A 12,150-nucleotide genomic window follows, 5' to 3' on the forward strand; every position below is an offset into this window, starting at 1 on the left:
GGCGCTTAGGCAGGCTAAGGACCGCGTTTAGCCCGCTAACTGCACTTCGGGAGGGGTGTGGGCGGCGCAAGAGAGGGCCCCGGCTCCTGGCGGAGACGGGGCCCTCGACGCGGTCGGACCGACCGGGTCAGTCGACCATCCACGTGTTGTTCGAGAAATCGTCGTCGTCGAACGCGTCGCTGCGGGCGTGCCGTCCGCGACGCCGCGCGGGTGACGGCGGCGAGGTCGGCTCCGGCGCGGGCGGCGCCTGTTCGACCGGGGCGGGCGGCGCGGCGGGCGCCGGAGGCAGGTCACCCGGTGCGCCGGGCACCGACGGCGCGATCGGCGGAGGCGGAGGAGGCGCCGTCACGTCACGGTGCGCCGCCGATGCCCGCGTGTACTGCCCGAACTGGTCGGCAGGCTTCTCCTCGTCCTCCGGCCCGAACTTCATGGTGTGACTGCGGTCGGAGAGCGCCTTCTCGGTGAGCCAGCCGCCGGACTCCTTGTGCCGCTTGGCCAGCTCCTGCATGTGTTCCATGTACTTGCCATGGACCGCGGCGTCCCGCTCCATCGTCTTCAGGGCATCGGCCTTCGCCTCGGCGACGTGCCGCTCGCGGAGCCCGCGCTGCTCCTGCTGCTCCCTGGTGGCGGTGTCCAATGCGGACATCGCCGCCCTCAGCCTGTCCACAGCGCTCATCGCCGCTCCCTCGTCCGCTCGTTCACGCCGGCGTCCTACCGCTCATAGCTGATGGACCGGTCGCCCTCGTCGTCCAGCGATCCGCTGATCCGGCCGCCGGCGCCGCTGGTCTCGAAGACACCGCCCTCGATGCGGTACTGGCTGGGACCACGCTGCTGGTCGCCACCACCGCCACCACCCGGCGCGCCCCCCATGCCGCCCATCATGCCCATGCCACTCATACCGCTCATCCCGCCGGCGCCCGAGCCCGAGCCCGGACCACCGGTCGCACCGGCCATCTGCCCCGCGGCCGCCGGGTGATCCATACCGCCGGGTGCCGCACCGAGCCCGACATCGCCGGTGGCCTGCGCCGACGCCCCGGTGTGCGCACCGGGCTCCAGCGAGTTGCCGTTACCGGCCAGGTCGAACTTGGGATCCGTGCTGGCGGCCGCCGTCCCGTCCGCCGCCGGCGTGGCGGCTGCCCCGTCGGCACCTCCACCGGCCGGGGCACCGGTGTCCGCCGGGGCGCCGGCATCGGCGGTCACTCCCGTATCGACGCCCCCGGGCGCGGCGAAGCCGCCGTTGTCCGGCGCGGGCATCGTGGTGACGCCCTCCGCCGGGGCGGGGGCCGGCATCGTCGTGACGTCATCCAGCTTGCCCTGGTGCGATCCTGAATCGGGTGCGCGGTCGTCGGGAAGCACCGGCTGCTTGGGGTCCTTCGCCCCGCCGGGACCGGACGGATCTTCGCCGGGCTTGAGCTCGTGCTTCTCGCCCTTCTCGTCCAGGGTGTACTTGGTCGGCTCGCCCTTGCCGTCGTCGACGGTGACGACCGTCGGGCCGTTCGGCCCCTCCGGCTGCTCGGCGGTGATCTTGAGGTTGCCGTCCTGGATGTGGATCTTGCCGTCCGGCCCGGGGTGATACGCACCGTCCGCGCCCGGTTTCCCGTCCTGCTGCGTGCCCTGCGGCCCGAAACCGGCCTTCGGGTCGTGGCCGTCCGCACCGGGCAACGGCTTCCCGTCCGGCCCGACCTGCGGATTGTCGAAGTCGAGCTTGTAGTCCTTCTTGTGCCCGTGACCGTCGTCGACCGAGACGTCCATCTTGCCGTCCTTGTCCGGCTCGGACATCGAGATCTTGTTGTCGCCCTTCTGGACGGTCATCGTGTCCTGATCGTCGCCGGCGTCCTTGATCGCTTCGCCGGTCTTCGGGTCGATCGGGTACGGCTTGCCGGTCTCCGGGTCGATCTCCAGCGGCTTGTGGGTGATCGGGTTCATCCCGTCTTCGGGCTTCTTGTCCTCCGGCTTGGGCTCGGACGCCGACGGCGGAGTGGCGCTGCCGCCGCCCCCGCTGCCGCTTCCACCGCCGGTGCCGCCCCCGGTACCACCGCCGGTCCCGTTCCCCTTGCCATTCCCGTTTCCGTTGCCGTTGCCGTTACCGTTTCCGTTGCCATTCCCGTTTCCGGACGGGTCGGTCTTGCCCGACGACGGAGCCGGGAACGGGTTGGTGTATTCCTCCATATACCGCGACAACGTGTGGTAGTGCTGGTTGATCGTGTCGGTCGCGTTCTTGCACAATCCCTTGAACGACTCGTACCGCTTGCTGAATTCGGGCGTGAACGAACCGGTCAGCCATTGTTTCGCCGCGCCGATCGCGTAGTCCTTGTTCTCGTCGTTCAGCTTGCAGTCGTCATGCGCCAGCCGGTCGGCGAGATTGTTGCCAGGACACACCGAATCGAGCCACCCGGCGATGTCCTTGAGCTTGTCCTTCGAGTCGACCTTTCCCGCGGCGACCTCGATGACCTGTTTGGCGATGTAGAGCGGCGCCTTGGCCACCTCGTCGACACGCAGCTTCAGCGCCTCGTCGACCTTGGTCTTCAGCGCGGTGTAGATGTGCGTCATGGTCTCCGGGACCAGTTTCACGACGCCGTCCATCTGGTCGATGAGTTCCTTGGCGTCGGGCTGGATCCGCTGCTCGTATTTGACCTTCGCCGCCGTCGCGCCCTCGCCTTTCCAATCGTGGAAAAGCGTGTTGAGCGCGGAGGTCGCGTCGGCACGCGTCTCGTCCGTGGTCTTGCGCGCGCCGGTCAGATCCTCGACCTCGTCGAGGAATTTCTGGAAGTTGATTTCCCGGTTCTCGTGGAACTTGTCCCAGACATCGGACTTGTAGTTGATCGCACTGGGGCAGTCCGGCATCTTGTTCCAGATCTGGTCGGACCATTGCGAGAAGAAGTCCAGTGCCGCATTCCCGAGATCGAGCACCTCGTCCGATTTCTTGACGCCCACGCCGCCGGGAGCGGGCCCCTGCAGTGTCTGGAGATCCTTTTCCGCCTTGTCGGCCTTCTCTCGCGCGGTCTTGTCGGCCGCCGCGTTGGCGTCGTGTTCGGCCTGGAATTTCTGCTTGGCCTTCTCGAAGTCACCGCCGAAATAGGCCGCCATCATCAGGTCGTTCTTGGTACCCGCGGTGACGTACGGGTCGGCCATCATCTTGTCGAGTTCAGCCTTGGTGACCTTGCTCATCAGCTACTCGCCTTCTTCGCGGCGTTGGCCTGCTGCTCCTCGGCCGAGCTGTACTTGGTCGCGGCCGTGCCGACACCGCCGCCGAGCTGGGTCAGCTGGCCCGCGTAGCCCTTCATGGCCGCGCCGATGGCCTCGATGCCCTTCTGGTAGCCGGTGAACGCGTCCCCGTGCACCCGGCCGAACTCCTTCGCGGTCAGCGGTGTGGGAGCCACCTTGTCTGCCTTGCCCGACGTCTTCTCCGCGGCACGCTCGAGCGCGGTCTGCGCTGTGAGCATCGCCTCTGAATTCGCCTTGTAGCCACCGTCCGGCATGACCGGTGCCCCCTTACGTCCGAGCTGTCCCCGTGGTTGTCCTGGGTACGACGCACGCGACCGGCCGCAGGTGCCGTCGCATATGCACACAAAATGTACCCAGCGGTCATCCGCACCGCAGCGGCTTCGCCCGGTTTGCTAACTCAAACGGTGGCGCCGCAGGAGACCGGGCAGGCCCCGCTTGCGCGGCTTGCCGCCCGCCTCGATCGTCTCGTCGAGCAACTGCGCGGCGCTGCGAATGTCGACCAGCCGGTCCAGCTCGTCCAGATCGATGTCGATGCCGAACTCCACCTCGACCGTCGCGAGCAGCCGGACCCGCCGGCGCGAGTCGACGCCCATGTCGGCGAACGGCGTCGTCTCGTCGATCGTCGCCGGATCGACGCCGAACGTCTCGCACACGATCGCCTTGATCTTCTCGACATGCTCCTCAGCGGCCATACCCCGAATTCTCGCCTACCCCCGCCAAGCGCGTTTAGCGGGCTAAACGCGCTTGGGGGCGGCGAAGAGCTCAGCCTGCGGGGGAGGTCCAGAACCGCGTCCGGGCCGCGGAACGCACCACCTTGCCACTGGACGTCCGCGGCAGCGCCCCCGGCTTGACCAGCAGGAACGCGCGGAGTACGACGTCGTGGGCGGTGATGACGGCGCGGGCGGCAGCGCGAGCGACCTCGTCTTCGTCGACTTCGGCGGCCGCCGCGCCACGAGCCCGTTCGGCGACGACGACCACCGATTCCCCGGCGTCGCCATCGACGGCGAAGGCAGCCACCCGGTCACGGCCGAGTACGGGGTGCGCGTCCGCGACAGTGTCCTCGATGTCCTGGGGATAGTGGTTCCGGCCGTCGACGATGATCAGGTCCTTACGCCGCCCGGTCACGTAGAGCTGCTCGCCGTCCCACCAGCCGAGGTCGCCGGTACGCAGCCAGCCGCCTTCGCCGTCGACGTGCGCGTCGAAGACTTCGTCGGTGAGTTCGGGCCGACGCCAATACCCCGCCGCGACGTTCGGACCCCGCACCCAGATCTCGCCGGTGGTGCCGTCGGGGAGGGGGCGAGCGGTGTCGGGGTCGACCACCCGGATCCGCTGCCCCCGCGGACGGCCGACCGAGACGAGGCGCCGATCCCCGACCTGCGTCACGACTGGCCCGTTCGTATCGCCACCACTGGCGACGTAGACAGTGGCCTCGGCCAGCCCGTACGACGGGCGGTACGCACTGCGCGGAAATCCGTGTGGCTCGTAGGCGTCGAGGAACGCTTCGACGGTGGCAGCGCGAATCGGTTCACTGCCGTTGAGGGCGATGTGCACACTGGAGAGGTCGAATTCCCGGCGCCGCGTCTCGGGAACGGCCTCGACGAGCAGGTCATACGCGAAGTTCGGCGCCGCGGTCAACGTCTTCGGGTAGGCCGACATCAGCGTCAGCCAGCGAGCGGGCCGCCGGATGAATTCCAGCGGGGCGAGGAATACCGACCTGCCGCCGCTGTGCACCGTCCCGGCCAGCAGCTGGATGAGGCCCATGTCGTGGAAGAAGGGGATCCAGCCGACGCAGGTGGTGTGGTCGTCGACGTCGTAAGCGGCGCAGACCTGCCAGCACGCCGCGGCGAGCGCGCGGTGAGTGATCACGACGCCGGCGGGCGCGCGGGTCGTGCCCGACGTGTACTGCAAGTACGCGGGGGTGTCCGGAGTGAGCGGAGCAGGCTCGGCCGCGACGGCGGGCAGCGTGTCGACCGTGAGAATCGCACGCGGCCGCGCGACGTCTTCGGTTTCGGCGAACTCCCGCACCCGATCGGCGATCGCGTCGGCCGTCAGCCACACCTCGGCGTCGCAGTCGTTGAGCGCACCCACGAGCCGTTCACGCTGTGCTCGCAGATCCGGCGAGGACAGCGGGACGGCCACCGCACCCGCGTACAACGCGCCGAAGAAGGCGACGACGTAGGAAAGATCTTGGCGCGCGACGATCGCGACACGGGCACCAGGGCGAATCTGCCCGCGCAGCGCCGCCGCGACCGCTTGGACTCGGACCAGCAATGCGGACCAGGTCAGCGTCCGCTCGGCCATGTCACCACCGGAACAGTCGAGGTGTGTGAAAGCGGGACGCGTGTCGTCGGCACGATCGAGCAGGCGCAGCACCAGCGGGGTGCGCAGTACTTCCTCGGGTACCTCGTCCGGCACGGCCGTATCCTCCAGACGATCCCGTCGCGGTGTGGGCATCATACGAACGTGGACGACTTCTTCGTGCTGGACGCGCGGGCGGACCGGGTCGGGGCGCTGCGTGACGCGCGGCTCAGCTCCAATCCGGACGGGGGCGCGACCGGCCAGGCCAATCTGCTGCTCATGGACGGCGCCGAGCACCGGCGGTTGCGCGAAGTCGTCAAGGAGATCATCGCGCTGGTGGAACCGCTGCCGTCCGATGTCCGCGCCGATATCGAGGACATGGTTGCCGGGCTGGCGACGTCGGCTTCGTTCGACCTCGTCGCCGATTTCGCCCGGCCGGTCGCCGCGCGGGTCACGACCGCGGTGCTCGGTGCCGTCGAACCACTCGACGCGCGGCTGCTCACGGCGCTTTCGGAGACGGCGGCGAACCTCGACGTCTGGTCGGGTGGGGCGCCGCCGGGCGCGGACCTCGCGGCGTTGCGGGTTGCGATGTTCTTCCTCAAAGCGACGGCCGTCGAGGGCGGCGGGTTGGCGTTGCTGCGCGAAGCGCACGACGCGGGCCGGGTCACGGAGGACGAGCTCATGCTCACGCCGGTGATGCTCGCGCACGCCGCGTACGAGAACTCGATGAACTTCCTCGCTCTCGCTGGCCTGGACCTGCTTCGCCGACCGCGGCAACCGGACGAGGTCGAGGTGCGGCGGCTCGTCCAGGACATCGCGCCGACACGGTACGCCGCCCGGCGCGTGACCGGCCCGCTCACCGTGTCGGAAGTGACATTCGGGGCAGGCGACAAGCTCGCCGTCCCGCTCGGTGACGGGCTCGCGTTCGGGCTCGGGCGGCATGCGTGCCCGGGTTCGCGCGTCGCGGTCGCCGAGGGGGAGGTCGCGCTGCGGGCGCTGTCCGCGGTCCTCACCTCCTCCCATGTCGTCGGCGAGGTGCGGTACAAGACCCACCCCGTGTTCCACGGCCTGGAATACGCCCAGGTCACCCGCATCTCCCCCACCAAGTGCGTTTAGCCCGCTAAACGCACTTCGCCCACAGCGCCCGAGCGCGTTTAGCGGGCTAAACGCGGTCCGCCGGGCCGAGCCGCGTGGCCGGGTCGGCCGAGGAGTGCGGCGGGGTGCCCGATTGCTTAGCAACGCTCAGCGCCGGGGGTTTGGGCGGGGATTACGCGCGCCGCGGGGGGGCGGGGTGGTGTGTTTGGGTGTGCTTGGGCGCGGGTGGGGGGGGTGGGGGGGGCGGGGGTGTGCGGCGGGGTGCGCGCTGGCTTAGCAAGGCTCCGCGCCGCGTTTCGCCCGAAAACGGCGCACGGCCGGGGGCGCCGGGGTGCGTTTAGCGGGCTAAACGCGCTCGGGGTGGGTCAGGTGGCCAGCCAGTCGGTGTTGGCGAAATCGTCGTCGTCGGAGTGGGCTGGGCGGCGGTGGCGCCCGGCGCCGCGCCCGGGCCCGGCGGCGGGGGCGGGGGTCACGGCGGGTGGAGGCACGGGCGGAGACGGAGGGGGTGGTGGAGCGGCGGGGTACGCAGCAGGCGGCGGTGCGTCCGCGGCACGGTAGCCCGCGCGACGTTCGTTTTCCGTCTCGTCCTCTTCGAAGCCGAAGTCGTTCTCGTCGTCGACCTTGTCGCCGACCGTCGACTCCGTGACCCAGCCACCCGCCGCTTCCGCCCGGCGCTTCTGTTCGAGCAGCTTCGTGAGCGCTTCGTCGGTCTCCCGGCGCAGCTTGTCGCCGGCTTCCCGGCTCTCCTCCACCGCCTTCGCGGCCCGCTGCTCGACCAGGTACATGCGGTCGCCGTTCTCCCGTTCGAGCCCGGCGAGCTTGTGCTTCAGAGCTGCGAGATCCTCTTCGGGACTCACGAGTTCGTCCTCCCCACCACCGCGACGATCGCGCTATCGAGAACCGATCACACCATCGTCGTCGATCGAACCGCTGATCCGGCCTCCGGCGGGCGCCGTTTCGAACAACCCGCCGTCGACGCGGTAGCTGCTGGACGAGCGTTGCTGGTCCTCGCCGCCACCGGCCTGGCCACCGCCCGCCCCGCCACCCATCATTCCGCCGCCCATCATCCCCATGGACGCGGGCATCGGCTGGGTACCGTCCGGCGCCGAGCCGAGCCCCGTCGGCGCCGGCATCGTCGAGCCGCCCCCGCCGGTCATCCCCGCCGGATCGGACGCCTGGCCGAGACCGCTGTCCGGTCGCTGGCCGATCCCGCCGTGACTGTCGGTCGGGTCCGCGATCGACTGCGCGGTCGTCGCTTCGTTCGACGCCGGGACGGCCTGACCCTCACCTGCCGTCGTGGGCACGGCGTCACCCGCTCCGGACGTGCCGTGCGCCGCCGCGGGCGTGGCATCGGCCGCGCCTCCCCCGGCACCGCCGTCGGTCGCCGCGTGGTGGCGGCCGCCGGAGGCGTCGCCCGCCAGGTCTTCCCGGCTGTGCTCGACGGCCGGAGCCTGATCCCGGCTCTCCGGCTGAGCAACGGAGTGCGCGGCAGCAGGCTGCCCGGCGCCCTGATCGACAGGGCTCGCTGAGGCGGCGTGTTTGTTCGCGGCGTCGGCCGGGTTGTCTTCGCCGAGGGTGTACTTCGTCGGATGACCGGAACCGTCGTCGACGGTGACCACCGTCGGCCCCTCGGCGCCCTGCGGACGCTCGGCGGTGATCTTGAGGTTCCCGTCCTCGATGTGGATCTTCCCGTCCGGCCCTGGCTGGTAGCTCTGACCCGCGGTCTCCGGCTGCTGGGCCAGGCGCGCCGCGGTGTCGTGATGGATCGCGCCGCCCGCGGCCGTCCCGTCCTGCGGCGTGTGCTCCTTGCCATCCCCGAAGTCGAGCTTGTAGTCCTTCGGCGGACCAGCACCGTTGTCGACGCTGATCCCCATCTTGCCGTCCTTGCCGGGCTCGGCCATGGAGATCTTGTGGTCGCCCTGTTCGACCGTCATCGTCTCCGGCTGGTCCACATCGGACTTGAGCGCCGCACCGGTCTTCGGGTCGATCGGGTAGGGCTTGCCGGTCTCGGGGTCCACTTCGAGCGGTTGATGGGTGACCGGGTTGACGTCCTGGCCCGGTACCTCGGGCGGTTTCGGCATCTCCGGTGGCTTGGGCATCTCGGGCGGCTTCGGCATGGGGCCGACCTCGGCCTGCGCGCCGGTGTCGCCGCCGGTGTTCTTCCCGCCACCACCGGTGTCCCGGCCACCACCACCGGTCTCGGGCTTCTTTCCCTCACCGCTCTGTTTTCCGAGATCGGCGTACGGGTTCTCGTCGACCTTCCCGAGCGACTCGAAGTACTTCCCCCACGCGTCGTTGACCGCGTTGCGGGTATTCGAACAGACCAGCTGGAAGTTCTCGATGTGCTTGCCGAACCAGGCCAGGAAGACGTCCTTGAGCCACGCCTTGGCCTGGGGCGTGATCACCTCGTCGATGGTGCTCTGGTCCAGGTCGCCCCAGTCGTCGTTGAACGCGTTCTTGGCGTCGATGCTGAGAAAACCGATGCAGTGCTTGATGTCGTTCTGGCTGCAGCTGCCGTCCGCGATGCGGACGATCCGCTCGATGTCCTGGATGGTCGCCCCGTTGACACTGTCGGCGTACCACTTCTGGAGCCAGCCGACCTTGTCCTGGCAGAACCTGCCGATCGACCCGTTGACCCGCAGCAGCCCTTCGGCCGCCGCTTTGAACGCTTCGGCGACCAGCCTGTTCTTCTCCGCATACGCCTTCTGGTATTCGCGCGCCTGGTCGGCGGCGTCGCCTTCCCAGGTACCCAGCGAATTCTGCAGCTTGCCCGCGACGTCCTTCGACGAGTTGTCGACCGCGCCGCTCACCGCCGTCAGCTCGTCCGCGCTGGCCTTGAACAGGTTGAACGGGATGTTGTCCTGCTCGTGGTAGAGCCGCCGCAACTCCTCGAGAGAAACGAGGGCGCCCCCGGCGCCGGTGATCCGCGACGCCGTGACGTACAGCGGGTAGAAGTTCTCGTACACCTTGAAAGCGGAAAGCCCGGGGTCGAAGATTTCCTTCGAGTTCGCGCAGCCCGGGTCGGTTTCGGTCGCCCGTCCGGCGATCGCCTGCGTCTTGGCGGCGTCGCTGTTGAGCGCGGCGCGGTCGTTGTCGCGACCGGCCTGGCGGCTCTTGTCGTACTCGCCCTTGGCTTCCTTGTAGATGTCCTTGAGATCACTGAGGCCACCGTTGTTGCCGTTGATGTCGCCTTCGGTGATCCAGTCGTTGTGCAGCGACTTCAGGTAATCGCGGTACTTGTTGCGCTCGTCCTCGCTCGCGAAACCGCACGACTCCGGCGTTTCATCCTCGACGTAGTCGATGTACTCCAGCGCCAGCTGGCGCTTGACGTCCATCCCCACGTTGGGGTCGTTGAGGATCTGGTCGATCTCCTGACGGCTCGGAATGTCCTTGCCGTCATCGCTGCCGACGCCCGCGAGGCCCATCAGTGCTTCCTCACTTCGGCGGCGGTCTCGTCCTCATTGGACTGGTACAGGTTCTTCGACGCCGCGAGCTTCCGGCCGAACTCGTCCGAAGCCGCCAGATAGCTGCGCGCGCATTTGGCCAGCTTCTGGATGCTCTCGGAATATCCCTTGAAGCAGTCCTTGTGCGCGGGCCCGAAGTTGTCCGGGGTCAGGACGATCTGCTCGACCGCCACGATCGGCTGTTCGCAGGCCTGCTTGGGCAGATCCTCCAACGCCTTCGCCGCTTCGTTCAGCTGAGCCGGATCGACCTTGTGACCCTTACCCGCCATCACGCCCCCTCACCTGAGCACCTGCGTCCGTCCGCACTGGGACGCGGCGAACGCCCGATCGGTGCCATCCCCGCACACGCAATGTACCGGGCAGGTAACGCAGGCGCAGCGAGTCGGCCGGATCGCCCGGCGGACGGTCAGACCCGCCGCTACGAGACCGCGGACACCACTCCGGCGAGTCGATCGGCCGCCGCCTGGGCGGTGGACTGCGCGGGGGCTTCGACCATGACGCGGACGAGCTGCTCGGTGCCGGACGGGCGGAGCAGCACCCGGCCTTCCTCGCCGAGTTCGGCCTCGACAGCGCCGACGGCGTCGCGCACGGCGGCCGAGCCCGCCACCGCGGCCTTGTCCGCCACCGGCACGTTGACCAGGACCTGCGGCAGGCGGTTCATCACCGCGGCCAGCTCGGCCAGCGGCTTGCCGGTCGCGGCCATGCGGCTCATCAGGCGCAGCGCGGTGAGCAGGCCATCCCCGGTCGTGGCGTGCGTGGGCAGCACGACGTGGCCCGACTGCTCGCCGCCGAGCGCGAACCCGCTGGCCCGCAGCTCTTCGAGGACGTACCGGTCACCGACCGCGGTGGTGACGACGTTGATGCCGTGCGCGCGCATGGCCAGATGCAGGCCGAGGTTACTCATCACGGTCGCGACCAGCGTGTCCTTGGTCAGCTCGCCGGACTCGGCCAGGGCGAGCGCGAGGACGGCCATGATCTGGTCGCCGTCGATCAGCTCGCCCGCCGCGTCCACCGCGACACAGCGGTCGGCGTCACCGTCGTGCGCGATGCCGAGGTCGGCGCCGTGTTCCACGACGGCGGCACGCAGGAGTTCGGGGTGGTTGGAGCCGCAGTGCTCGTTGATGTTGATGCCGTCCGGCTCGGCGTGCAGCGCGACGACCTCGGCGCCGGCGCGGCGGTACACCTCGGGAGCAGCGGCCGACGAAGCGCCGTTGGCGCAGTCGACGACGACCTTCAGGCCCGCGAGCGGGTGCGGAGTGGCCGCGACGAGGTGCTCGGCGTAGCGGTCGAGAGCGTCCGGGACGTCGGTGACACGACCGACGCCGACACCGGTCGGGCGCGTCGCCTGCGCGGCGAGCCCGGCCTCGATCTCGTCCTCGATGCCGTCGGGCAGTTTGTGGCCACCCGCGGCGAAGAGCTTGATGCCGTTGTCCGGCATGGGGTTGTGGGACGCGGAGATCATCACCCCGAGGTCGGCGTCGAGCGCGCCGACGAGGTAGGCGACGGCCGGGGTGGGCAGGACGCCCACACGGCGGACGTCGGCGCCGGCGGAGGCGAGGCCCGCGACGACCGCGGCCTCCAGCATCTCGCCGCTGGCACGCGGGTCACGTCCGACGACGGCCACCGGGCGGTGGGAGCGGTCGTGGGCGGCGAGCACCCGCGCCGCGCTGGCCGCCAGCGAGAGGGCGAGCTCCGGAGTCAGCTCGGCGTTGGCGAGACCCCGCACGCCGTCGGTACCGAATAGGCGAGCCATCTGTCGACCTCCATGTGCGACCAACCACGAGACAAGGTAGCCCCCTCACCTCACCGTCCGGCTACGGGCCCGAGCGCGTTTAGCCCGCTAAACGCGCTCCGCCGGGTCCCGGGAAGTGCGTTTAGCCCGCTAAACGCGCTTGGCCGGGGCGGGCAGGGTGGGGCGAGGGGGTGGTGGGAACAGGGGGCGGACGGCCCCGGAAAACACGGGAGCGCCCATCCGAACACTAAGCGTGCGCTGCTCACGGGGTAGTTCTATGGCGACGGTCGCGCTTAGATATATCTCTGTGTGGGGGGCGGGGTGGGGTGGTGGGTG

General features: G+C 69.5%; 10 protein-coding genes. 1 reads left to right on the forward strand and 9 read right to left on the reverse strand.

Annotation, left to right across the window (positions count from 1 at the left end; all coding sequences use genetic code 11):
• Positions 1-127: 127 nt before the first annotated feature.
• From ACFWX1_RS35230 to ACFWX1_RS35250, 5 genes are all read right to left on the reverse strand, one after another.
• The gene (locus ACFWX1_RS35230; RefSeq protein WP_378394121.1) at positions 128-676 is read right to left on the reverse strand and encodes a hypothetical protein; all 549 of its coding nucleotides are present in this window, start codon (positions 674-676) and stop codon (positions 128-130) included.
• Between the two features lie 35 nt (positions 677-711).
• Positions 712-3,168, reverse strand: a complete 2,457-nt coding sequence (locus ACFWX1_RS35235) for a hypothetical protein (protein WP_378394122.1) — start codon at positions 3,166-3,168, stop codon at positions 712-714.
• A complete protein-coding gene (locus ACFWX1_RS35240) occupies positions 3,168-3,479 on the reverse strand; it encodes a hypothetical protein (RefSeq protein WP_378394123.1) in 312 nt (103 codons plus the stop codon). The genes ACFWX1_RS35235 and ACFWX1_RS35240 overlap by 1 nt, the downstream gene beginning before the upstream one ends.
• A gap of 138 nt (positions 3,480-3,617) precedes the next feature.
• Positions 3,618-3,917 (reverse strand): acyl carrier protein, encoded by a 300-nt coding sequence (locus tag ACFWX1_RS35245; RefSeq protein WP_378394124.1) that lies wholly within the window; start codon positions 3,915-3,917, stop codon positions 3,618-3,620.
• Between the two features lie 70 nt (positions 3,918-3,987).
• Complete coding sequence (locus ACFWX1_RS35250; RefSeq protein ID WP_378394125.1) at positions 3,988-5,679, reverse strand: fatty acyl-AMP ligase; 1,692 nt, start codon at positions 5,677-5,679, stop codon at positions 3,988-3,990.
• A 9-nt stretch (positions 5,680-5,688) separates the two neighbouring features.
• On the opposite strand from ACFWX1_RS35250, the gene ACFWX1_RS35255 reads away from it, so the two are divergent.
• Complete coding sequence (locus ACFWX1_RS35255; protein ID WP_378394126.1) at positions 5,689-6,639, forward strand: cytochrome P450; 951 nt, start codon at positions 5,689-5,691, stop codon at positions 6,637-6,639.
• Between the two features lie 344 nt (positions 6,640-6,983).
• Here the strand turns inward: ACFWX1_RS35255 and ACFWX1_RS35260 are convergent, their stop codons facing one another.
• From ACFWX1_RS35260 to glmM, 4 genes are all read right to left on the reverse strand, one after another.
• Entirely contained in the window at positions 6,984-7,475 is a 492-nt protein-coding gene (locus ACFWX1_RS35260) for a hypothetical protein (RefSeq protein ID WP_378394127.1), read from the reverse strand.
• A gap of 33 nt (positions 7,476-7,508) precedes the next feature.
• Positions 7,509-10,043, reverse strand: coding sequence for a hypothetical protein (locus ACFWX1_RS35265; protein ID WP_378394128.1), 2,535 nt, complete (start codon positions 10,041-10,043; stop codon positions 7,509-7,511).
• Positions 10,043-10,351, reverse strand: a complete 309-nt coding sequence (locus ACFWX1_RS35270) for a hypothetical protein (RefSeq protein WP_378394129.1) — start codon at positions 10,349-10,351, stop codon at positions 10,043-10,045. Before ACFWX1_RS35270 ends, ACFWX1_RS35265 begins: the two co-directional genes overlap by 1 nt.
• 149 nt (positions 10,352-10,500) lie before the next feature.
• A complete protein-coding gene (glmM, locus tag ACFWX1_RS35275; RefSeq protein ID WP_378394131.1) occupies positions 10,501-11,835 on the reverse strand; it encodes a phosphoglucosamine mutase in 1,335 nt (444 codons plus the stop codon).
• Positions 11,836-12,150 lie beyond the last annotated feature (315 nt).

Source organism: Amycolatopsis sp. NPDC059021, assembly GCF_042739895.1.
GTDB lineage: Bacteria > Actinomycetota > Actinomycetes > Mycobacteriales > Pseudonocardiaceae > Amycolatopsis.

Excerpts from the sequence above, each read along its gene's own strand:
- ACFWX1_RS35230 (WP_378394121.1), bottom strand. The coding sequence starts at position 676 with ATGAGCGCTGTGGACAGGCTGAGGGCGGCGATGTCCGCATTGGACACC.
- ACFWX1_RS35235 (WP_378394122.1), bottom strand. The coding sequence starts at position 3,168 with ATGAGCAAGGTCACCAAGGCTGAACTCGACAAGATGATGGCCGACCCG.
- ACFWX1_RS35240 (WP_378394123.1), bottom strand. The coding sequence starts at position 3,479 with ATGCCGGACGGTGGCTACAAGGCGAATTCAGAGGCGATGCTCACAGCG.
- ACFWX1_RS35245 (WP_378394124.1), bottom strand. The coding sequence starts at position 3,917 with ATGGCCGCTGAGGAGCATGTCGAGAAGATCAAGGCGATCGTGTGCGAG.
- ACFWX1_RS35250 (WP_378394125.1), bottom strand. The coding sequence starts at position 5,679 with ATGCCCACACCGCGACGGGATCGTCTGGAGGATACGGCCGTGCCGGAC.
- ACFWX1_RS35265 (WP_378394128.1), bottom strand. The coding sequence starts at position 10,043 with ATGGGCCTCGCGGGCGTCGGCAGCGATGACGGCAAGGACATTCCGAGC.
- ACFWX1_RS35270 (WP_378394129.1), bottom strand. The coding sequence starts at position 10,351 with ATGGCGGGTAAGGGTCACAAGGTCGATCCGGCTCAGCTGAACGAAGCG.
- glmM (WP_378394131.1), bottom strand. The coding sequence starts at position 11,835 with ATGGCTCGCCTATTCGGTACCGACGGCGTGCGGGGTCTCGCCAACGCC.